Source organism: Streptomyces sp. NBC_00019, from assembly GCF_045041015.1.
Taxonomy (GTDB): Bacteria; Actinomycetota; Actinomycetes; order Streptomycetales; family Streptomycetaceae; genus Streptomyces.
In genome coordinates this window covers 5,273,708-5,294,587 of record NZ_CP108302.1, presented here as the reverse complement: position 1 = coordinate 5,294,587, position 20,880 = coordinate 5,273,708, and the positions used below count along the sequence as shown (strand labels likewise).

The 20,880-nt window shown below is 70.7% G+C and carries 19 protein-coding genes and 1 tRNA gene; 7 read left to right on the top strand and 13 right to left on the bottom strand.

The genetic code is table 11. From position 1 onward, the window contains the following. Positions 1–3: 3 nt before the first annotated feature. The 3 genes from OHU89_RS24910 to OHU89_RS24900 all read left to right on the top strand — a co-directional run bounded on the left by OHU89_RS24910 (position 4) and on the right by OHU89_RS24900 (position 1,386). Positions 4–723, top strand: a complete 720-nt coding sequence (locus tag OHU89_RS24910; RefSeq protein WP_405645955.1) for an ABC transporter permease — start codon at positions 4–6, stop codon at positions 721–723. Between the two features lie 80 nt (positions 724–803). Next, positions 804–1,037 (top strand): hypothetical protein, encoded by a 234-nt coding sequence (locus OHU89_RS24905; protein ID WP_405645953.1) that lies wholly within the window; start codon positions 804–806, stop codon positions 1,035–1,037. A gap of 264 nt (positions 1,038–1,301) precedes the next feature. Beyond that, positions 1,302–1,386: transfer RNA gene (locus OHU89_RS24900), tRNA-Ser, on the top strand. Between the two features lie 89 nt (positions 1,387–1,475). On the opposite strand, the gene OHU89_RS24895 is transcribed toward OHU89_RS24900, so the two are convergent. From OHU89_RS24895 to OHU89_RS24855, 9 genes are all read right to left on the bottom strand, one after another. After that, complete coding sequence (locus OHU89_RS24895; RefSeq protein WP_405645951.1) at positions 1,476–2,285, bottom strand: HAD family hydrolase; 810 nt, start codon at positions 2,283–2,285, stop codon at positions 1,476–1,478. After that, positions 2,282–3,559, bottom strand: coding sequence for a serine--tRNA ligase (serS, locus tag OHU89_RS24890; protein ID WP_046256448.1), 1,278 nt, complete (start codon positions 3,557–3,559; stop codon positions 2,282–2,284). The genes OHU89_RS24895 and serS overlap by 4 nt, the downstream gene beginning before the upstream one ends. 552 nt (positions 3,560–4,111) lie before the next feature. Further along, positions 4,112–5,044, bottom strand: a complete 933-nt coding sequence (gene pheA / locus OHU89_RS24885) for a prephenate dehydratase (RefSeq protein ID WP_405645949.1) — start codon at positions 5,042–5,044, stop codon at positions 4,112–4,114. 137 nt (positions 5,045–5,181) lie between these two features. Beyond that, on the bottom strand, positions 5,182–6,480 hold the full coding sequence (gene efeB, locus OHU89_RS24880) for an iron uptake transporter deferrochelatase/peroxidase subunit (RefSeq protein WP_405645947.1): 1,299 nt from the start codon (positions 6,478–6,480) through the stop codon (positions 5,182–5,184). A gap of 6 nt (positions 6,481–6,486) precedes the next feature. Further along, on the bottom strand, positions 6,487–8,382 hold the full coding sequence (locus OHU89_RS24875; RefSeq protein WP_405645945.1) for a copper resistance CopC/CopD family protein: 1,896 nt from the start codon (positions 8,380–8,382) through the stop codon (positions 6,487–6,489). Positions 8,383–8,395: 13 nt separating this feature from the next. After that, on the bottom strand, positions 8,396–8,854 hold the full coding sequence (locus tag OHU89_RS24870; RefSeq protein WP_405645943.1) for a copper chaperone PCu(A)C: 459 nt from the start codon (positions 8,852–8,854) through the stop codon (positions 8,396–8,398). Next, positions 8,851–9,504 (bottom strand): SCO family protein, encoded by a 654-nt coding sequence (locus OHU89_RS24865; RefSeq protein WP_266890205.1) that lies wholly within the window; start codon positions 9,502–9,504, stop codon positions 8,851–8,853. Before OHU89_RS24865 ends, OHU89_RS24870 begins: the two co-directional genes overlap by 4 nt. Before the next feature lie 92 nt (positions 9,505–9,596). Continuing rightward, positions 9,597–10,334, bottom strand: coding sequence for a YcnI family protein (locus OHU89_RS24860; protein ID WP_405645941.1), 738 nt, complete (start codon positions 10,332–10,334; stop codon positions 9,597–9,599). A gap of 145 nt (positions 10,335–10,479) precedes the next feature. Beyond that, complete coding sequence (locus OHU89_RS24855; RefSeq protein WP_405645940.1) at positions 10,480–11,274, bottom strand: hypothetical protein; 795 nt, start codon at positions 11,272–11,274, stop codon at positions 10,480–10,482. A 232-nt stretch (positions 11,275–11,506) separates the two neighbouring features. Between OHU89_RS24855 and OHU89_RS24850 the strand changes: the two genes are divergently transcribed. The 3 genes from OHU89_RS24850 to OHU89_RS24840 all read left to right on the top strand — a co-directional run bounded on the left by OHU89_RS24850 (position 11,507) and on the right by OHU89_RS24840 (position 13,873). Further along, positions 11,507–11,956 (top strand): ATP-binding protein, encoded by a 450-nt coding sequence (locus tag OHU89_RS24850; RefSeq protein ID WP_266890211.1) that lies wholly within the window; start codon positions 11,507–11,509, stop codon positions 11,954–11,956. Positions 11,957–12,076: 120 nt separating this feature from the next. After that, positions 12,077–13,021, top strand: coding sequence for an intradiol ring-cleavage dioxygenase (locus tag OHU89_RS24845; protein ID WP_405645938.1), 945 nt, complete (start codon positions 12,077–12,079; stop codon positions 13,019–13,021). A gap of 9 nt (positions 13,022–13,030) precedes the next feature. Further along, positions 13,031–13,873 (top strand): triphosphoribosyl-dephospho-CoA synthase, encoded by an 843-nt coding sequence (locus tag OHU89_RS24840; RefSeq protein WP_405645936.1) that lies wholly within the window; start codon positions 13,031–13,033, stop codon positions 13,871–13,873. Here the strand turns inward: OHU89_RS24840 and OHU89_RS24835 are convergent. The 4 genes from OHU89_RS24835 to OHU89_RS24820 all read right to left on the bottom strand — a co-directional run bounded on the left by OHU89_RS24835 (position 13,845) and on the right by OHU89_RS24820 (position 19,689). After that, entirely contained in the window at positions 13,845–15,071 is a 1,227-nt protein-coding gene (locus OHU89_RS24835) for an MFS transporter (protein ID WP_405645935.1), read from the bottom strand. The genes OHU89_RS24840 and OHU89_RS24835 overlap by 29 nt on opposite strands. A gap of 55 nt (positions 15,072–15,126) precedes the next feature. Beyond that, a complete protein-coding gene (locus OHU89_RS24830) occupies positions 15,127–16,476 on the bottom strand; it encodes a PLP-dependent aminotransferase family protein (protein WP_405645933.1) in 1,350 nt (449 codons plus the stop codon). 134 nt (positions 16,477–16,610) lie between these two features. Beyond that, on the bottom strand, positions 16,611–18,074 hold the full coding sequence (locus OHU89_RS24825; RefSeq protein ID WP_405645932.1) for an aminopeptidase P family protein: 1,464 nt from the start codon (positions 18,072–18,074) through the stop codon (positions 16,611–16,613). 94 nt (positions 18,075–18,168) lie between these two features. Then, positions 18,169–19,689 (bottom strand): PP2C family protein-serine/threonine phosphatase, encoded by a 1,521-nt coding sequence (locus OHU89_RS24820; protein ID WP_405645930.1) that lies wholly within the window; start codon positions 19,687–19,689, stop codon positions 18,169–18,171. Positions 19,690–20,180: 491 nt separating this feature from the next. Here OHU89_RS24820 and OHU89_RS24815 point away from each other — a divergent pair, with 491 nt between their 5' ends. Then, positions 20,181–20,846: a bifunctional DNA primase/polymerase gene (locus OHU89_RS24815; RefSeq protein ID WP_365394743.1), complete on the top strand. Its 666-nt coding sequence runs from the start codon at positions 20,181–20,183 to the stop codon at positions 20,844–20,846. Positions 20,847–20,880: the final 34 nt, after the last annotated feature.

Sequence of the window (20,880 nt, the reverse complement as noted above, 5' to 3'; positions counted from 1 at the left end):
AAGATGTACGACCCCACAGTCGCCCGACTCACCTACCGGGCCCTGCTCGGCCGGCGCCGGGCCCTCATCCTCGGCGCCCTGCCCGCGCTGCTGATCCTGATCTCCGTGATCGTGCGGGCTCTGGTGGGCGCCGACGACCAGACCACGGCCGACCTCCTGGGCGGCCTCGCGCTGGCCACGATGGTGCCGATCATCGGCGTCATCGCCGGCACGGGCGCGATCGGCCCGGAGATCGACGACGGCTCGGTGGTGTATCTGCTGTCCAAGCCGATCAAAAGGCCGACGATCATCTTCACCAAGCTGATCGTCGCGGTCGCCGTGACCATGGTGTTCTCGGCGCTGCCGACCCTGATCGCGGGCTTCATCCTCAACGGCAACGGCCAGCAGATCGCCGTCGCCTACACGGTGGCCGCCTTGGTCTCCTCCATCGCCTACGCCGCGCTGTTCCTGCTGCTCGGCACGGTGTCCCGGCACGCGGTGGTCTTCGGCCTCGTCTACGCCCTTGTCTGGGAGGCCCTGTTCGGCTCCCTGGTCGCCGGGGCGCGCACGCTCAGCGTCCAGCAGTGGTCGCTGGCGGTGGCCCACAAGGTCGCCGGCGGGGACCTGGTCACCTCGGACGTCGGGCTGACGACGGCCACGGTGCTGCTGGTCGCGGTGACCGTGCTCGCCACCTGGTACGCGGGACAGAAGCTGCGGACGCTGACGCTGGCGGGCGAGGAGTAGACGCCGGGCTTATTGACCGGGACTTCACCCCTGCCCGGGCAGACTGGGCAGAAGGGGATGCACTGCGAGGAGGGACGGGGATGGCGGACGCGCACTACGACGGGCGGGCACGATCCGGGGACGACACCTGGGACGGGCTCGTCCTGGACGAGGACTTCATACGCTCGGCGGAGTCCTCCGAGCCGTCCGCCCGGGCCCGTATGCTCGCCGCCCGCTGGCGCAGCGAGAAGCCCGAGCCGCAGCCGTGGCGTTCCGACGAGCCGCCCGCGGGCTGGTTCTTCAGCAAGGCGCGCCGCAAGTGGTGGCGGCGGTAGGCGAACACCCGGCCGTTTTAATCAGTGGCGTCCAACTCGGCGTACAGGCACGATGGTTGTGTCCACGCCGGACAGTGACTCCGGCGTCACGTTCTGGGAGAGGAGTTGGGCGATGTCCATGCACGACAGTACGTCCAGCTCCCGTCAGGGCAGTCCGTGGCGGGTTCCGGTGTAGTTACGCCACCGCCGAACCCGCTCGCACGGGAGCTGCCCGGGGCGGCCGCTTCGAGCACGCGATGTCGCTCTCGCGTGGGTCGCCCACCCGGAGGATTGGCCGAGTGGAAAGGCACCGGCTTGCTAAGCCGCGGTCGGGGGAAACCCCGCGCACGTTCGATCCGTGCATCCTCCGCAACACGTTGAAGCACACGGCACTGGACCCACCCAGGGGCGCGGGGAACTGCGCGACCAGCCAGAGACGGCCCGCAGTTCACCACAGCCTCAACCCAGCAGACGCTCCAGGACCACCGCTATCCCGTCGTCCTCGTTGGACGCAGTCACCTCGTCGGCAATCGCCTTGAGCTCCTCGTGCGCATTGCCCATGGCCACACCCCGAGCAGCCCACCCGAACATGGGCACATCATTCGGCATATCGCCGAAGGCGATCGTGTCCGCGGCCTTCAGACCGAGCCGACGGGCCGCCAGCGACAACCCCGTCGCCTTCGACAACCCCAACGGCAGCAGCTCAACAATTCCCGCACCGGCCATCGCGACGTTCACGAACCCACCCGCGGTCCGCCGGGACGCCTCCGCCAGCTCGTCGTCCGACAGCTCCGGATGCTGAATGTAGATCTTGTTCAGCGGCGCGGACCACAGATCGGCCGCATCCGTGAACGGCGTCGCAGGCAGGTCCCCGGTGAGCGCATACCCCTGCCCCACCAGCACCGCACCGTCGAGACCGTCCCGGCTCGCCGCGCGGTACAGCGGCCCGACCTCCGCCTCGATCTTGGCCAGCGCGACCCCCGCCAGCTGCCGATCGAGCGTCACCGACGTCAGCAGCCGATGCTCCCCGGCGTGGTACACCTGCCCACCCTGCCCGCAGACCGCGAGCCCCTCGTAGCCGAGGTCGTCGAGGATGTGCCGTGTCCACGGCACCGCGCGGCCGGTGACGACGATGTGCGCCGCACCGGCCTCGGTCGCCGCCGCGAGAGCGGCACGCGTGCGCTGCGAGACCGACTCGTCGGAGCGCAGGAGCGTTCCGTCGAGGTCGGTCGCGATCAGCTTGAAGGGAAACTCAGCGGCCGTACTCACTTGGCAACAGGCTCCAGCACCTCACGCCCGCCCAGGTACGGACGCAGCACCGGCGGCACGTACACGGAGCCGTCGGCCTGCTGGTGGTTCTCCAGCAGCGCGACGATCGTGCGCGGTACGGCGCACAGCGTGCCGTTGAGCGTCGCGAGCGGCTGCACCTTCTTGCCGTCGCGCTGGCGCACCGACAGCCGGCGGGCCTGGAAGCTGTCGCAGTTGGAGGCCGAGGTCAGCTCGCGGTACTTGCCCTGGGTCGGGATCCACGCCTCGCAGTCGAACTTGCGGGACGCCGACGCACCGAGGTCGCCCGAGGCCACGTCGATGACCTGGAAGGGCAGCTCGAGGCCGGTCAGCCACTGCTTCTCCCAGTCCAGGAGTCGCTGGTGCTCGTTCTCGGCGTCCTCGGGGGCGACGTACGAGAACATCTCGACCTTGTCGAACTGGTGCACGCGGAAGATGCCACGCGTGTCCTTGCCGTAGGTGCCGGCCTCGCGGCGGAAGCACGGCGAGAAGCCGGCGTAGCGCAGCGGCAGCTTGTCGGCGTCGAGGATCTCGTCCATGTGGTACGCGGCCAGCGGGACCTCGGAGGTGCCGACCAGGTAGTAGTCGTCCTTCTCCAGGTGGTACACGTTCTCCGCGGCCTGGCCGAGGAAGCCGGTGCCCTCCATGGCGCGCGGGCGGACCAGCGCGGGGGTGAGCATCGGGATGAAGCCGGCCTCGGTGGCCTGGGCGATCGCCGCGTTGACGAGGGCGAGCTCCAGGAGCGCGCCGACACCCGTCAGGTAGTAGAAGCGCGAGCCGGACACCTTGGCGCCGCGCTCGACGTCGATGGCGCCCAGCGACTCGCCGAGCTCCAGGTGGTCCTTGGGCTCGAAGCCCTCGGCGCCGAAGTCGCGGATGGTGCCGTGCGTCTCGAGGACGACGAAGTCCTCCTCGCCGCCGACGGGGACGTCGGGGTGGACGAGGTTGCCGAGCTGGAGGGCGAGGCGCTTGGTCTCCTCGTCTGCCTCGTGCTGCTCGGCGTCGGCCGCCTTGACGTCGGCGGCCAGTTGGCCCGCCTTCTTCAGGAGCTCGGCCTTCTCGTCGCCGGAGGCCTTGGGGATGAGCTTGCCGAGGTTCTTCTGCTCGGAACGCAGCTCGTCGAAGCGGACGCCGGACGACCTGCGCCGCTCGTCGGCAGACAGGAGGGCGTCGACGAGCGCGACGTCCTCTCCACGGGCGCGCTGGGACGCGCGCACTCGGTCGGGGTCCTCACGGAGCAGGCGAAGGTCAATCACGCGGCCAAGGCTACCGGTGCCTGGTGAGAGCCCACGACTCGCTATTCCGAACTACGCCTTACGTACCGTTATGGGGGAATTGCGTACCGTGTCAACAAAAGGCGTCTCACTCCCTGGAACGAGGCAAGCGAGAGGCGGCTGGTTGACTCGATTCCCTTGTGGGGGAAGGGACTTGGAGGCCGCTCTGTCCACAGGAATCCACACCCCCGGAAAGTTATCCACAGGGTGTGCGAAAGATCTGTGGACTTCGGAAGTGATCATTCCGAATGGGCTTCGCCGGGTTGGGAATTCCCGATCCAAACCCTGTTCAGGCCCACTTTCGGGTGGAAATGGGTCGCCCCAAAGGATTGATCGATGGAAACGGGTGGACGAGGGGTGACCTGGGGAGCTGTGGACGAAGTTGGGGGCTGTAGGGCGATTTGTCGACTGAGTGGCGCTTCCGTGTCGACTTGTCCCCAGGTCGAGACGGCAGCCTGTGGATAACTCCTGTGGATAACGAAAATATGCAGGTAGGAATGGCCCGAAACCCTGCGTACTCCTGCTGGACGCTTGCTAGAAACGCCCGTCCTGGCAGCGCGCCACCCAGTCCGCCGCCGCCACGAACTCCTCGTCCGACGTCCCGCGCAGCGGCGGCTGTACGTCGGCCGTGGTCATGTCCGCACGGGGGTACGAGCCGAGGTACCGCACATCGAGGCAGATCCGCTTGAGCCCCATCAGGGCTTCGGAGACCCGGCGGTCGGAGATGTGGCCCTCGGCGTCGATACAGAAGCAGTAGTTGCCGATTCCGGCACCGGTGGGCCGGGACTGCAGCACCGTCAGGTTGATGCCCCGGGTGGCGAACTCGCCCAGCAGATCGCGCAGACCGCCGGGGTGGTCGTCGCGCTGCCACAGCACCACGGACGTCTTGTCGGCACCGGTCGGCGCGGCGGGCCGGGCGGGCCGACCGACCAGCACGAACCGGGTCTGCGCGTTCTCCGCGTCGTGGATGCCGGTCTCCAGCGCCTCCAGGCCGTACCGGGCAGCCGCGAACTCGCCCGCGAAGGCGGCGTCGTACTGGCCCTCCTGGACCAGGCGCGCGGCGTCCGCGTTGGAGGCGGCGGACTCCCAGAGGGCGTCCGGGAGGTTCTGCTTCAGCCAGTTGCGGACCTGCGGCTGGGCGGCCGGGTGCGCGGAGACCGTCTTGATCCCCGACAGCTCGGTGCCGGGCCTGACCAGCAGCGCGAAGGTGATCGACAGGAGCACCTCGCGGTAGATCATCAGCGGGGCGCCGGCGACCAGCTCGTCGAGGGTGGTGGTGATGCCGCCCTCGACGGAGTTCTCGATCGGCACGAACGCGGCCTCGGCCTCGCCCGCGCGCACCGCGTCCAGCGCGGACTGCACGGACACATACGGGATCAGCTCCCGCGTGGCCGTCTCCGGAAGCGTGCGCAGGGCGACTTCGGTGAAGGTGCCTTCAGGACCGAGATACGCATAGCTCGCTGGCATGACCTCACCCTAATGGCCCTTGCGCAGCCTGGCGCACACGTCTCACGACAGCCCCTCCGCTGAGTGAACCGGCGTGACCGGAAGCCACCCCGGGCGTTCGCGTGACCCTCCCCGGACCGCACGACCACCCCGCCCGCTCACCCCTCCAGCAACCGCTGCCCCACGTACTCCCCTTCCGCCGCCCCGCCCGGCACCGCGAACAGCCCGCTCGACTCGTGCCGGATGAACTTCGACAGGGCGTCACCGCGATCGAGCTTGCGCTGCACGGTGACGAAGCCGCGCAGCGGGTCGGCCTGCCAGCACACGAAGAGCAGCCCCGCGTCCGGCACCCCGTCCGTGCCGATGCCGTCGTGGTACGAGAACGGGCGCCGCAGCATCGCCGCCCCGCCGTTCTGGTCGGGCCGGGTGATGCGTGCGTGGGCGTTGATCGGGACGACCAGATCGCCCTTGGCGTCCGTCTTCTCCAGGTCCATCTCGGTCGTCTCGGAGCCCCCGGACAGCGCCGCCCCGTTCGCCTTGCGGCGCCCGATGACGTTCTCCTGCTCGGTGACCGAGAGGTTCTCCCAGTCGTCGAGCAGCATGCGGATACGGCGTACGACGGCGTAGGAGCCGTTCGCCATCCAGGACGGGTCGTTCGAACCGGACGACGGCACGAAGATCCGCTGGTCGAAGTCGGACTCGCTCGGCTTCGGATTGCGGGTGCCGTCGATCTGGCCCATGAGGTTCCGGGCCGTCATGGTGTGGGCGGTGGCGCCCGGCGACCGGTTGAACCCGTTCATCTGCCACCGGACGCGGGCCGCGCTCCCCGCGTCCTTCTGGATCGCGCGCAGGGCATGGAAGGCGACCAGGGCGTCATTGGCGCCGATCTGCACCCACAGGTCGCCGTTGCTGCGCGTCTTGTCGAGCTGATCGGAGGAGAAGCCGGGCAACGGGTCCAGCGCGACAGGGCGCTGCTTCTCGAGGCCGGTCCTGGCGAAGAAGCCGTGCCCGAACCCGAAGGTGATGGTGAGCGCCGACGGACCGGCGTCCCGGGCGACATCCGTGTCGTCCGAGGCCGTCCCTTCGCCCGCCATCAGCCGCCGGGCCGTCTCCGACCAGCGGCGCAGCAACGCGGCCGCGCCCTTGCGGCCGGCGCCCGCCGCCAGGTCGAAGGCGACGAGGTGGCCGCGGGCCTGGAGGCCCTGGAGGATGCCGGGCTGATGTTTCCCGTGAAACATCGCCTCGTCGGCGCCGACCGAGGTGAGCGGCGTGGCCTCGGAGGGCCGGGCGGCATACCCGACGGCCCCGCCGGCCGCGCCGAGCACGAGCCCGGTGGCACCGGCGGTCCCGAGCAGCCGGCGCCGCGAAACGCCCTCCTTGATGACGGCGTTCTCAAAAGCGCCGTCATCAAGTTCTCTGTCGGGAGTACGGGTCTCCGGAATGGACTGGTCAGCCATGGTGGTTCAGCCGATCTGCGCGTTCTTCGAGACGGTGGTCTGGTCGATGTCGGAGGTCCGCACGGTCACCGCGATCTTCCAGTCGCCCGCCATGGGGAGCTGGATGCCGTTGGCCGACCAGTGTCCGGTGGTGATGTGGTCGGGGACTACGGGCAGCGGTCCGATGCCCTTGGACTCGAGGGTGAAGGAGACCTTCACCTCGGGTACGTCGAAGCCACTCCCATTGGGCCGCTCCACGTAGACGTGCATCTCGTTGGCGCCCACGCGCGCGGGGTCGAGATCGATCCGCACGAGGCCCTTGCCGTCCTCGCCGCCCGTGTCGAACGGCATGTCGAGCGTCAGCGCGCCCGAGGACGAGGTGGAGGAGGAAGAGGACGACGACGTGGCCGCCTTGGCCTCCTCCTCGGTGCGGCCGGGCTCGGTCTGGGTCAGCACGGTGGTGATGGCGAGCAGGACGACGGCGACGCTCGCCTCGGCGAGCACCGAGCGGCGCAGCCCGAACCGATCCGGGTCGGCGTCCCGCTGCCGCCGCTGCCGCGCCGCGTCGACGGCGGCCTGCTGCCGGGCGAGCTGGGCGGCCCGCTTGGAGTCGCCGCCCTTGGCACTGGCACTGACGTGCTCCTTCTCCCGCTCGGGAGCCTCCTCCTGTTCCGGAACCTCCACCGAGGACTCCACCGCGCTGTCCCCCAGCCGCGCGGTCCATCGCCGGGAGATCCACGCGATGCCCACCAGCAGCGTCACGAGCCCGATCTTGACGAGGAGCAGCTGTCCGTACGTCGTGTCGGTGAAGGCCGACCAGGAACCGAGCTGTCGCCACGACTGGTAGATGCCGGTGGCGACGAGGGTCAGAACGCTGCTGAAGGCGAGGCGGGAGAAGCGGCGAACGGCGGAGCGCTCGATCGGGGTGTCCGCCCGGTACAGCGCCACCAGGAGCGCGGTCAGCCCGCCCAGCCAGGCCGCGACCGCCAGCAGATGCACCACGTCGACGGGCATCGCGATGCCGGTCTGGAGCCCGGTCGAGGCGTGCTCGGCCATCGCCCAGCTCGCCGCGAGCCCGGCGGCCACGACGGTGCCGCCGATGGAGAGCCCGAAGGTGAGGTCCCGCTTCTCCTGGTCCTCGCGTTTGTCGTACGCCCCGAAGAGCACGGCGATGAACAGTGCCGCCGCGGAGAGCAGCAGCAGCCGGGAGACCATCGACGCGCCGGTCTTGGTCTGCAGGACCTGTCCGAGCAGGCTCAGGTCGAAGACGTCGCCGAGCTCGCCGCTGCCGGTGTACGAGCCGCGCAGGAGCAGCAGCAGGAGGGTGGCCGAGGTGAGCGCGAGCCACCCGGAGACGACGAGCCGCTGCAGGGCCCGTACGCCGGAACCGCGCTGCCAGCAGGCCAGCACGAAGGCGGCGCCGCCGACCATGACGATGAACCCGGTGTAGGAGACGTAGCGCCCGAAGCCGTAGAGCCAGCCGACGACTCCGCCGCCTGCGGTCGGGCCGGAGGCCGAGACGGTGGTCTTCGAGGGGGCGCCGACGGAGAAGGTGTAGGCCCCGGCGACGGGATGGCTGTCCTCGGAGACGACCTGGTAGGTGACGGTGTAGGTGCCGTCGGGCAGTCCGCTGTGCAGCTGGACGGCGTAGGTCGTGCCGCTGACGTCGGACGGCTTGCCGGTGTCGACGCGCTTGCCCTTGGGGTCGAGGACCCGCAGGGAGTCGTCGGACATCGCGACCTTCTCGGAGAAGGTGAGCGAGACCTGGGTCGGGGCCTTGTCGACCACCACCCCCTGCTGGGGGTCGCTGCCGGTCAGCGCGGCGTGCGCGGAGGCCGGTCCGGCACCGGCGAGAAGCATTCCGGTGGCCGCGATGAGCAGCAGCACCAGGATCCGGACGCGGGGGGCGATGGTCTGCGTCAAGGTGGTCCCTCCCTCAGTGCCCGGTCTTGGGGCTGTACGTCGCGGATTTCACCGGCATCTCGACGGTGACCGGGCCGGACTTCGCGAAGTGCAGTTCCACGGAGACCGTCTCGCCCTGCTTCGGCTTCCGCTTCAGGTTCTCGAACATCAGATGGTTGCCGCCGCTTTTGAACACGAGTTGACCGTGTGCGGGCACATCGAGGCTCTTGACCTCCGCCATGGAGGAGTCGACGGTCTCGTGGACGGTGACCTGGCCGACATCGCTGGTGACCGAGGTCAGGTCGTCCTTCGCGCCGCCCTGGTTGGTGACCGTGAGGAAACCCGCCGCCATGGAGTCGGAGACCGGCTGGGGCATGTAGGCGGCGCTGACGGACAGTTCGGCCTGTGCGTCGTCGGAGGAGCCGGAGTCCGAGCAGCCGGTCAGCACCAGGGTGCCGGCCGCGGCAACTGCGAAGAGCGGGAACCGGCTCACGGGTTCTCTCCCTTGATGAGCTTGGGGAGGTCCTTGGTGTAGTCGTCGACGGTGGCGTCCTCGCCGTAGAGGACGTATCCGCCGTCGGTCTTCGGCGAGAACGCGACGACCTGCGTGCCGTGCGTCGAGACGATCTTGCCGTTCTTGTCCTTGTGCGGCGGCTCGATGGAGATGCCGAGGGTACGGGCGCCGGCCTGGATGGTGTCGAAGTCGCCGGTGAGGCCGACGACCTGGGAGTCGATGCCCTTGAGCCACTTGCCCAGCGCCTTCGGGGTGTCCCGGTCGGGGTCGGTGGTGACGAACACGATCCGCAGCTCGTCCTGTTGCGCCTTGGTCAGCTGCTTCTTGGCGACGGCGATGTTGTTCATCGTCAGCGGGCAGACGTCGGGGCAGTGGGTGTAGCCGAAGTAGATCAGCGTCGGCCGGCCCTTGGTCTGCTCGCGGAAGTCGTACTTCTCGCCGTCGGTGTCGGTGAGGACGAGGTCCGGCTTCTCGAACGGCTTGTCGAGGACGGTGGCGGCCTTGTCGGAGCCCGCCTCCTCGGAGACCACCGAGACGGGCGAGTCGCTGTCGCCACCGCTGCCGCAGGCGGTCAGTGTCAGGGATGCGGCGGCGAGCAGGGCGGCCGCGGCGAACGTCTTCTTGCGCATATCAAAATGTCCCAGATGTGAAGGGCCCGGGGTGCACCGGGATCGTGCGGACAGGTCGTACGACCCCGGTGCACCGCGCGGAAGGGTGGACCTCAGGCGTCGGTGGTGCGCCGACGGCCGGCGAGCACGCCGTACGCGACCCCGACCACGCCGACGGCGATGCCGACCACGCCGAGCACGCGCGCGGTGGTGTCACTGCTGTCGGCGGGGGCGGCCGTCTCGGCGGCGGCGTTCTCGGTGTCGTCGGAGTCGGAGGCCTTCTCGGTCGCCGACGCGCCGTGATGGCCCCCCTCGGAGGCCTCGGACAGCGTCAGCACGGGAGCCGGATTGTCGGGCTCCTCCTGGCCGTCCTCCTGGACCTCGATCCAGCGGACGACCTCGTCGTTGGAGTACGTCTGGATCGCCTTGAAGACCAGTTCGTCGGCGTCCTCGGGCAGGGCGCCGATGGAGATCGGGAACTTCTGGAAGTAGCCGGCCTCGACGCCTTTGCCGGTGGCGGTCCAGGTGACCTTGGAGACGGCCTCGGAGATCTTCTGGCCGTGCAGCTCGAGAGGCTTGTCCAGCTTGGTCTTGGTGACCTTGGAGGTCCAGCCGGCGATCGGCTCCGGCATCGCCGAGGCGAGCGGGTGGTCGGTCGGGAAGCTGACCTCGAGCTTGGTGGTCGAGGCCTTGTCGCGCTCGTTGGGGACCCTGAAGTCGACGACCGCGTAACCGCCCTTCGCGGCGGTGCCCTCAGGCTGCACGCTGACGTGCGCGAACGCGGGGGAGGACAGGACGACGACGGCAGAGGCGGCGATGGCGCCGACGGCGGCGAGACGAGAAACCTTCATGAAAGAGAGCACTCCACTTCGCGTGTGATTCCGGAGTTGAAGAGGCATACGCGCGCGCAGAGGTGCCCGATCACTCGGAACAGGGACACGCGCGTGTGGCCGCACGACGGCGGCCCCCAACCCAGGAAGGGGTGCTCGCGTCGTGTCAGGCGGCGAGGACGAGACCGTCGGCGGCGGGCGGACCGCGCCTGATCACCGCGTGCCGGAGTGCGGTCGTACGAGGCGCAGGGGGCGCGAGCAGATCGGTGCGCGGCAGCCGCGGACCGGCCTCCGGCGCACCCGGCAGCCCGGCCCGCAGGGCGCGCACCAGAGCGAGCGCCCCGCGCAGGGACCGTACGAGCGCCCCCTGAGCGACCCCGTGCGCCGACAGTTGGGTCAGCCGCAGCAGGGCCAGGTCGCCGTGGCGCAGCAGCCAGCCGGCGGCGAGGGCCGCGAGGACGTGGCCGAGCAGCATCGGCAGGGAGGGCATCAGCGAGGTGGAGGCGCGGGCGGTGGACATGGCGTCCATCGAGCCGTGCGCGTGCGTGCCCTGGTAGAGGCGCGCCTCGGTGAGGATCCGGACGGCCTGGGTGGGGCTGATCGCCGCCGCGGTGGTCCCGCAGACCAGCCGCGCGGCCTGCTCCACCAAAGTGGCGTCCGACGACATCGGGGACATCGACTGGGCCGCCGTGCCGTGCTGTCCCAGCCCGAACAGCGTATGCAGCACGGTCTGTCCGAGCGCCAGCAGCGCCGCGATCCCGGCCAGCGAACGCACCCGCCCGGCGAGCGGTGCCGCGACCGCGAGGACTCCCAGGAATCCCGCGCCCAGCGTCCACAGCGGAACGGCGGCGCAGGCGGCCATCGTGTGCCCGGCGGCGGCCAGCACGACGCAGACCGCGGCGAACACCGCGGCCCGCGGGACCCGGAGACCGTCTCCGGTGCGCTGGTGGGGGGCAGACATGGCGGGCCCATCATCGCACTGGCCTTACGAGGGCCATACGGCAGGTCCACAAGATGACGTACGGGTGGTACGACCGGAAGATCACCCTCTGATATGAACCACCCCCACATACCCCATGTACCGCTCGGTACGCATCGCCCATATGGGCGGCGTCACGTCAACTGTGTGCTTACACACGGCCACCGGCGGCAATAGGTAACGGTATGTCGAGCCGCGGCCGGGAGGCTGGAGCATGAGCATCTGGTGGTCACTCCATCTGCGCCGCGAAGCAGCGAGCGTTCCGCTCGCGCGACGGCTGCTGCTCGGCACGATGGAGACCGCGGGCGTGGACCCCGATATCTCCTACGACCTCTCCGTGGCCCTCAGCGAGGCCTGCGCGAACGCCGTCGAGCACGGCGGGGACACCGAGCAGGGCGGTACCTCGGAGGCGTACCGGGTCACCGCCTACCTGGACGGCGAGAAGTGTCGTATCGAGGTCGCGGACTCGGGCCCGGGCTTCGGTCGCCCCGCCCCGGTGGTCCGGCGTGCCCCCAGCGAGGCCGAGCACGGCCGCGGGCTGTGTCTGATCAAGGAGCTCGCCGACCACGTCCACATTGGCAACAAGCCGGGCCGGGGCGGTGCGGTGGTCAGCTTCGACAAGATCCTCAAGTGGAAGAAGGACGCTCCGCTCATGGCGGTGTAGCGCCCGCCCCGAGGACTTCTTCACGCGCGAAGACGCGGAATTTCAGCTTCCTCAGCATTCACAGGCGGCTCTCAGCGTCTCCCAACCTCCCTGACGGACACCGTCCATAACTTCCTGATCATGACGGGAAACCACAAGGACAAGACGATCACCAGGCGCCGCGCCATTGCCGTGACGGGCGGCACGGTCGCCGCGGGCGGCCTCGCCATCGCCGGCTACCAGTCGGCCTTCGCCGACGACGCCACCACCGCCGACGCGACGGCCTCGGCGTCCGCCACCAGCACCAGCAGCGAGTGCATGACGCTCATGACGAGCGTCACCGAGGGTCCGTACTACCTCGACGGCGCCCTGGTCAGAAAAGACATCACCGAGGGCAAGAGCGGCGTCCCGCTGACCCTGCGCCTCACCGTCGTCGACGCCACCGACGGCTGCACCCCGGTCCCCGGCGCGGCCGTGGAGATCTGGCACTGCGACGCCTGGGGCTACTACTCCGGCTACACCACCGCCAACCCCGGCGGTTCGGCCCCCGCCGAGAGCGAGGACGGCTCGACCGCCAACGACCAGACCTACCTGCGCGGTTACCAGATCGCCAACGGCAACGGGGTCGTCAAGTTCGAGACGATCTTCCCCGGTTGGTACACCCCGCGCACCTGCCACATCCACGTCAAGGTCCACACCGGCGGTGAGAAGGAGGACGGCACCTACGAGGGCGGCAAGGTCAACTACACCGGCCAGTTCTTCTTCGACGACACCGTCGCCGAGGAGATCTTCACGCTGGAGCCCTACTCCCAGCACTCCGGCAGCTACACCACCCTCGACAACGACATGGTGTACGACGGCGGCGGCGCCTCCAGCGGCCTGCTCACCCTCAAGGCCGTCCACAAGAAGGACCCCTCCAAGGGCTACAAGGGCTTCCTGACCCTTGGCGTCGACCCCGACGCCGAGAGCACCGGCGCGGGCAGCGGCGGTGGCGGCGGCACCCCGCCGAGCGGCGCGCCGACGGGCACCCCGCCGAGCGACGCCCCGGCCGACAGTGCCTCCCCGTCGGCCTCGGCCTCCTCGTAAGGTACGGCCATGAGCAGCCGCGAGGACGAAGCGCTGGCGCAGGCCGCCGTGACCGCGCTGACCGGGCAGCTGGCCCTGGCTCCCAAGCCGGGCCTGCCCGATCCGCGTGACCTCGACGCCCGCCTCACCCGCCGGGACCACTGCTCCCTGCGCTGGTCGGCCAAGGCACTCGTGCCCGGCCTCTCGGCGATGGCCGCCGCCGCCCGCCGCACCGGCGAACCCACACCCGGACTCCGTACGGAACTCGGCGCGATCGGCCGCTGCACCGAGCACTCGGTGGGCCTCGCGGGCGGCGGCCACCGCGGCGCCACGTGGGCCCTCGGCCTGTTGGTCGCCGCGGCCGCCCTGAACCCCCGAGCCGTGGCCACGGACATCACCGCGACCGCCAAGGGCATCGCCCGCCACACCGACAAGCGCGCCCCGCGCAAGCCCTCACACGGCTCGTCGGTGTCGGCGAAGTACGGCGCCGCCGGGGCGCGGGGCGAGGCCCGGGCCGGATTCCCGCACGTACGGCGGGCGTTGGACGCCCTGGCCGTCGCGCGCGCCGCCGGCGCCACCGAGGGCGAAGCCCGGCTCGACGCCCTGCTCACCGTGATGTCCACCCTCCAGGACACCGAACTCCTGTACGCCGCGGGCCCGCTCGGCCTGCGCCACGTCCAGGCGGGCGCCCGCGGCGTCCTGGAGGCCGGCGGCACGTCCACCGAGGCCGGTGCCGCGGCCCTGGTCGCGTTCGACGAGGACCTCCACGCGCGCGCGTGGAGCCCCCGTGGCAGCGCGGGGCTGCTCGCGGGGGCCCTGTTCCTGGACTCGCTCCCGGCGACGGTCAGTTCACGAGCACGGGTCGCTGCCTGACCTCCGGCCGGGAGGCGGTGACCCGGCGCGCCGCCGGCCCCATGGCGTACGACGCCAGCAGCGTCACCCCTCCCAGCAGCAGCCAGCCCGCCGTCCCCCAGCCGATCAGCAGCGTGGTCACCACGAGCGGACCCAGCGTCCGCGCCACGGTCACGCCCGTTCCGAAGAACCCCTGGTACTCACCCACCCGGTCGGCCGGGGCCAGATCGAAGGACAGCTGCCACGAGCCGGCCGACTGCCCCATCTCCGCGACGACCTGGAGGACAGCTCCGGCCACCAGCACCCCGGCGGCGGCCCACGGCGACGCACCGGCCGACAGCGCGAACACCGCGCACGCCGCGAGCATGACCCACCCCGACCGCCGCACCGCGCCGACCGCCGACCCGATCCCCGTGACACCGCGCGCCATCCGCACCTGGAAGACCATCACGGCCCCGGTGTTGAGCACGAACAGCGCGGACACCAGCCATGTCGGCGCCTGCGTCCGCTCGGCGATCCACAGCGGGAGCCCGAGGCTGAGCAGCGGCATCCGCAGCAGCAGGACGGTGTTGAGGGCCGTGACGGCGACATAGCGGCGATCCCGTACGACGCCGAGGCCGTGACGTTTCCGCACAGCTACCGGCGCCACCGACGGCAGCCGCAGCAGCACCCCCGCACACGCAACGAACGTCACCGCGTCCATCGCGAACACCGCGAGATACGCCTCCCGCGTCCCGGCCTGGATCGCCAGCCCGCCCAGCCCCGCACCCACCGCGAGCCCGGCGTTGAACGCCGACTGGAGATACGCCAGCGCCCCGGTCCGCTCCCCGGCGGGCACCAGCCCCGCCAGCAGCGTCTGCCGGGCCGCGGCCAGCCCCGACTGCGCGGCGGCGTACGCGCACGCGATCGCGACGAACGGCAGGAACCCCCGGACGAACAGGAACGACGCCACCGCGAGCCCCGCCGCCAGCGCCAGCAGCACCGCCGTACCCCGCGCCCCGCGCCGGTCCGCGAGCCGCCCCAGCGGCACGCCCGCCACCGACCCGACCGCCCACCCGACGGTCAGCCCGAGCCCCACGCGCGCGGGAGAGAGCCCGACGACGTGGGTGAAGTAGAACGCGGAGGTCACGAGGTAGGCGCCGTCACCGACGGCATTGGCCAACTGGGCCAGGGCCAGGACGCGTTGCGGCCCCGCGGGCGGGACGAGGGAGTTCGTCATGTCTACGACGGTAGAAGGGAACTGGACCCCACCGCAGACCCAATAGGCGCCCCTTTTACTGGCCCAATCCGTCCAACACCTTCCCCAGCGCCTCCAGCGCCTCCGGATACACACGCTCCCGCGGCGTCCCGTACCCCACCACGAGCCCCTGAGGCCGCCCCTCGGCGTCCGGCGCGTGCCAGTGGGCCCCAAGATGCCCGACGGCGAGACCCGCCGCCTCCGCCCGCGCCAGGGCCTCCTTCTCGTCGGCGACCTCCATCAGCGCGTGCAGCCCGGCCGCGATCCCCCGCACCGGCCGTCGCTCCCCGAGCCGGTGCAGCAACTGGTCCCGGCGCCGCCGGTACCGCAGCCGGCAGGCGCGCACATGACGGTCGTACGCATGACTCCCGATGAGCTCGGCGAGCGCCAACTGCCCGATGGACTCGGTGTGGTGATCGCTGTGCAGCTTGGCGTCGGCGATCGCGTCGACCAGGTGCGGCGGCAGCACCATCCACCCGAGCCGCAGCGCGGGCCCCAGCGTCTTGGAGGCGGTGCCGAGATACACGACGTGCCCCGGCGCCATCCCCTGCAGCGCACCGACGGGCTGCCGGTCGTAGCGGAACTCCCCGTCGTAGTCGTCCTCGACGAGCAGCCCGCCACGCGCGCGTGCCCAGTCGCTGAACGCCCGCCGCCGCGCGGGATGCAACGTCACCCCGGTCGGGTACTGATGCGCGGGAGTGAGCACGACGGCTCTGCAGTCCCCCAACCCGTCGGCACGGGCGCCCCTTTCGTCGACCGGCACGGGCACCACGCTCCCGCCGCCCCGCCGTACGACCTCCCGGTGGAAGGGCAGCCCCGGATCCTCCATGGCGATCTCGCCACCGTCGAGCACGCGCGTGAGGAGCGCGAGCCCCTGCACGTACCCGGACGTGATCACGATCCGCTCAGGGGGCGCGATGACCCCTCGCGCACGCCCCAGGTACCCGGACAGCGCGGTCCGCAGCTCGATGCGCCCGCGCGGATCGCCATAGTCGTACGCCAGCGAGGGCGCCGTCGCGATCGCCCGCCGCAGCGCCCGCAGCCAGGCCGCCGCCGGGAACGTCCCGACGTCCGGACTGCCGGGCCGCAGATCGAAACGGGGGGCACGCGTGCGTGAGGCGGCTTCCGGCGCGTCCTGGCTCACGGACGGCAGGGAGGCGACCTGGGTCCCCGACCCTTGCCGAGCGGTCAGGTACCCCTCGGCGACGAGCTGGTCGTACGCCGATTTCACGGTCCCGCGCGAGACGCCGAGTTCGGCGGCCAGCCGCCGCGTGGCAGGCAACCGAGCCCCGGGAGCCAGCCGCCCGTCCCGCACGGCATCCCGCAGAGCCCGTTCAAGCCCAGCCCGCCGCCCCTCGACAGAGCCCAGCTCAATATGCAGGTCCACACCAACCCCCCAAAGAGGCGCGGGGCTGTATCGATTTGCGGCTACCGCCGCGTGGGCGCGACAAGCCCCCACCACCCCGCAGACCGCAACGAAAGGCCGGGCACCCCACTGGTACCCGGCCATCAATCCAAACGTCAGCCCTTGAGCGAAGCCATCCAGGACTCGACCTCATCCGACCGTCGAGGAAGCCCCGCCGACAGATTCCGGTTCCCGTCCTCCGTCACGAGGATGTCGTCCTCGATCCGAACGCCGATACCCCGGTATTCCTCCGGCACCGTCAGATCGTCGGCCTGGAAGTACAGACCGGGCTCGACCGTCAGCACCATCCCCGGCTCCAGTGTGCCCTCGACATACGTCTCGGTCCGCGCCGCGGCACAGTCATGGACGTCCATGCCGAGCATGTGCCCGGTCCCGTGCAGCGTCCACCGCCGCTGCAGCCCGAGCTCCAGCACCCGCTCGACGGGGCCCTCGACCAGACCCCACTCGACGAGCTTCTCGGCCAGCACGTGCTGCGCGGCGTCGTGGAAGTCGCGGTACTTGCCACCGGGCTGCACCGCCGCGATACCGGCTTCCTGGGCCTCGTAGACGGCGTCGTAGACCTTCTTCTGGATCTCGGTGTACGTGCCGTTGATCGGCAGGGTGCGCGTGACGTCGGCGGTGTACAGCGTGTGCGTCTCGACACCGGCGTCCAGGAGGAGCAGGTCCCCGGAGCGCACGGGCCCGTCGTTGCGCACCCAGTGCAGTGTGCAGGCGTGCGGACCGGCGGCGCAGATGGAGCCGTAGCCGACGTCGTTGCTCTCGACCCGCGCGCGGAGGAAGAACGTGCCCTCGATGTACCGCTCGGAGGTCGCCTCGGCCTTGTCGAGCACGCGGACGACATCCTCGAAGCCGCGCACGGTCGAATCGACCGCCTTCTGCAGCTCGCCGATCTCGAACTCGTCCTTGACCAGCCGTGCCTCGGAGAGGAAGACCCGCAGCTCCTCGTCGCGCTCGGCGGTGACCTTGTCGGTCAGCGCGGCTTCGATGCCTGCGTCGAACCCGCGTACGACCCGCACCGGACCGGTCGCCTCGCGCAGCGCGTCCGCCAGCTCGCGCACATCGGAGGCGGCGATGCCGTACAGCGCCTCGGACTCCGCCAGGGAGTGCCGGCGGCCGACCCACAGCTCGCCCTGCCCGGACAGCCAGAACTCGCCGTTCTCGCGGTCGGAACGCGGCAGCAGGTAGATCGTCGCCTTGTGCCCCTCGGAGGCCGGCTCCAGGACGAGCACGCCGTCCTCGGTCTGATTGCCGGTGAGGTACGCGTACTCGACGGAGGCCCGGAAGGGGTACTCCGTGTCGTTCGAGCGCGTCTTCAGGTTGCCTGCCGGGATCACCAGACGCTCGCCCGGGAAGCGTGCGGACAGCGCGGCACGGCGGGCCGCGGTCTCGGCGGCCTGGGGGATCGGCCGCAGGTCGTGCAGCTCGGTGTCGGCCCAACCGGACTTCATGCTGTCGGCCAGCTCGTCGGACACGCCCGGGTACAGCCCGTTCTTCCGCTGTTTGATCGGCTCTTCGGTCTCTTCCGGGGTCTCCGGGTTGAGCTCGTCGGCCACGGTCATCCTCCTAGATACGGCACTGGACCCCCTCCATCGTACGGTCGTACGGAAGGGGGCCCAGGGCCGTTGGACCTGTTACCGAGAGCTACCCCGGGCACTACTCGAAGTGCGCGGCGAGCAGGACGACGTCCTCCTCGGAGTCCGCCGCGTCGAGCCCGTCCGGCAGGACGGTGCGCAGGACGTGGTCGGCGATCGCGTCCGGGTCGTGCCGCAGCGCCTTCGGCACCCCGGCCGCCGCCGAGTGCAGCCGCGCGAAGGCACGGTCGGTGGGGTCGCCGGTACGGTGCAACAGCCCGTCGGTGTACAGCAGAACCGTCTCTCCCGGCTCGGCCTGCAGCTCCACGCTGGGCGCCTCCCAGCAGGCGAGCATCCCGAGCGGCGCCGACACGGACGTCTCCACGAACTCCGTGCGCCGCTCCCCGACCAGCAGCGGCGGGCAGTGCCCGGCACCGGCCAGCGTGATCTTGCGCAGCGCGGGCTCGCAGTAGGCGAACAGGGCGGTCGCGGAGCGGGCCGGTTCGGTGAGCCGCAGCAGCAGCTCCAGGTCGGACAGGACGGCGACGGGGTCCTCGCCCTCCATCACGGCGTACGCCCTCAGGCTGGCTCTGAGCCGGCCCATCGCGGCGATCGCGCTCGGGCCGGATCCGGTGACCGAGCCCACCGCGAGACCGAGCGCGGCGTCGGGCAGCGGCAGCGCGTCGTACCAGTCGCCGCCGCCGTGAGGGCCGGTGCGGTGCCGGGCGGCGAGCCGCACACCGGCGACGCGGGGGAGCCGGGACGGCAGCAGCTCCTCCGCCATCGTCGCCATGCACGCGCGCGTGCGCTCGACCTCGAGCAGGCGCGCCAGGTACTCGGTCGCGTGGCGCGCGTACAGGCCGACGAGGTGGCGCCGGCGCTCGGCCGGTTCGGCGGGCTCGTCGTACAGCCACACGGCGGCGCCGAGGCGGCCCGCGGCGTCGGAGGCGAGCGGCAGCGCGTAGCACGCCGCGTAGCCGAGGCGGGCGGCCACCTCGCGGTGCCGGGGGTCGAGGCCGTCCTCGGCGAAGAGGTCCGGCTCGGCGATCTCGCCGTCGGCGCCCGGCAGTCCGTCGAGGATCTTGCCGTACGACATCGCACTGCGCGGCACGGTCTCGATGTGACCGAGATCGGCCCGGGCCAGGCCCAGGCCGATCGTGGTGTCGGGGCCGAGTCCGTCGCCCGGTTCCAGTACGACGAGACCGCGCCGGGCGCCCACGAGGGCGGCTCCGGCGCGCAGGAGTTCCGTCAGGGCTTCCTGCAGTGAGTCCGTGCGGGCCAGACGTTCCGTGAGTTCGTGCAGGGTCGTGAGGTCGGAGACCCAGCCTGCGAGCCGGTCCTGGAGCAGGGCACTCGCGGCGTTCGGGGCGTTCGGTGGCGGGACCGGAGAGGTGCCCGGGACGGCGGGCGCGGGCGCGACAGTGTGTGCGGGCGAGGGAACCGTTGAATCGATTCCGGCCACTTTCGGAGGGTGAGGGGCGTTCATGGCGTCCGGCTTTCCGACCGGTGCGTATTGCTCAAAAGCATCGCAAACCCCCATGTCATTCTGCGCCGCTAGCAGTGTCTCCACATGTACACGCACTCGTGAGGGGATGTCCAGCATTGTCCTGCCGGGATTCCTGGTGTCCGTGGGTCGCCGGTGTACCTCTTGCGGAAAGCAAAGTTGGCTTAAAACTGACTCGGGTAACGGGCTATTGCGGTCGACTGGCCTTGCTCCACTGAGCGTCACAGCGGTCGTGATGGGTACGTACTCGGAGAAGGCCAGGGGTGGTTGACATCCACCCGGAACCTGGTGACGGACCCGGGCGTCTTAACCACCGACGACCGTGCCCCATCCTCCGTGGCGGAGGCGAGAAGAAACACGCGGGACGGCAAAACGCCAGACTTCGCCACCCCCACGCCACGCCCATGCTTTTGATAGACGCAGTGTGGGTCAGGCTGCCGCGGACGCAGCCAACGCTCGACCCATAGGGGTTCCCCTTGTCTCGGACAGGGGTGTGATGCGCCAACAGGTACGCACAGTGCAGTGATCGACACATGGTGTGATGTGGCCCACGGTGTTGCCAGCGGTGCAACGGAAAGGAACGAGCGCTCATGCGCGAGATCCTCGGAAAGGCACGCAGGCTCCTGTCCAAGCGGAACGACGGGGGGCCTGAGTTGATCAGCGCGGCCCTGACCTTCGCGACGGAATGGCAGTGGCCCGTACTCCCGGGAGCGGCACCGGACCCGCAGGGTCGGGCCCGCTGCAGCTGCCCCGACCCAGAGTGCACGGTCCCCGGCGCGCATCCCTTCGACCCCGGGCTCCTCGCGGCCACCACCGACGAGCGCATGGTGCGCTGGTGGTGGACCAACAGGCCCGCGGCGCCGATCGTCCTCGCCACCGGCGGCACGGCACCCTGCGCGGTGTCCCTGCCGGCCCTCGCGGGCTCCCGTGCGCTGGCCGCCCTCGACCGCCAGGGCATGCGCCTCGGACCGGTGGTCGCCTCGCCCACTCGCTGGGCGATTCTCGTCAAGCCGTACTCCATGGAGCAGTTGGGCGAACTGCTGTACGCCAAGGACTTCGTCCCCGGGTCCCTGCGCTTCCACGGCGAGGGTGGCTATGTCGCGCTGCCCCCGTCCGAGACGGGCCGGGGTGCCATCCACTGGGAGCGTGCTCCGCTGCCCGGCTCGGCCTCCCCGTGGGTGCCCGATGTCGAGGCCGTGGTGGACGCGGTGGTGGACGCCCTCACTCGTACGGGTGTGAGCGCGCCCGAGTTGTAAGGGTGTCGGGCGCGCGCGGAACCAGCCGCCCGCG

Excerpts from the sequence above, each read along its gene's own strand:
- OHU89_RS24910 (WP_405645955.1), top strand. The coding sequence starts at position 4 with ATGTACGACCCCACAGTCGCCCGACTCACCTACCGGGCCCTGCTCGGC.
- OHU89_RS24905 (WP_405645953.1), top strand. The coding sequence starts at position 804 with ATGGCGGACGCGCACTACGACGGGCGGGCACGATCCGGGGACGACACC.
- pheA (WP_405645949.1), bottom strand. The coding sequence starts at position 5,044 with ATGCCAGCGAGCTATGCGTATCTCGGTCCTGAAGGCACCTTCACCGAA.
- efeB (WP_405645947.1), bottom strand. The coding sequence starts at position 6,480 with ATGGCTGACCAGTCCATTCCGGAGACCCGTACTCCCGACAGAGAACTT.
- OHU89_RS24865 (WP_266890205.1), bottom strand. The coding sequence starts at position 9,504 with ATGCGCAAGAAGACGTTCGCCGCGGCCGCCCTGCTCGCCGCCGCATCC.
- OHU89_RS24860 (WP_405645941.1), bottom strand. The coding sequence starts at position 10,334 with ATGAAGGTTTCTCGTCTCGCCGCCGTCGGCGCCATCGCCGCCTCTGCC.
- OHU89_RS24855 (WP_405645940.1), bottom strand. The coding sequence starts at position 11,274 with ATGTCTGCCCCCCACCAGCGCACCGGAGACGGTCTCCGGGTCCCGCGG.
- OHU89_RS24850 (WP_266890211.1), top strand. The coding sequence starts at position 11,507 with ATGAGCATCTGGTGGTCACTCCATCTGCGCCGCGAAGCAGCGAGCGTT.
- OHU89_RS24845 (WP_405645938.1), top strand. The coding sequence starts at position 12,077 with ATGACGGGAAACCACAAGGACAAGACGATCACCAGGCGCCGCGCCATT.
- OHU89_RS24840 (WP_405645936.1), top strand. The coding sequence starts at position 13,031 with ATGAGCAGCCGCGAGGACGAAGCGCTGGCGCAGGCCGCCGTGACCGCG.
- OHU89_RS24835 (WP_405645935.1), bottom strand. The coding sequence starts at position 15,071 with ATGACGAACTCCCTCGTCCCGCCCGCGGGGCCGCAACGCGTCCTGGCC.
- OHU89_RS24825 (WP_405645932.1), bottom strand. The coding sequence starts at position 18,074 with ATGACCGTGGCCGACGAGCTCAACCCGGAGACCCCGGAAGAGACCGAA.
- OHU89_RS24820 (WP_405645930.1), bottom strand. The coding sequence starts at position 19,689 with ATGCTGGACATCCCCTCACGAGTGCGTGTACATGTGGAGACACTGCTA.
- OHU89_RS24815 (WP_365394743.1), top strand. The coding sequence starts at position 20,181 with ATGCGCGAGATCCTCGGAAAGGCACGCAGGCTCCTGTCCAAGCGGAAC.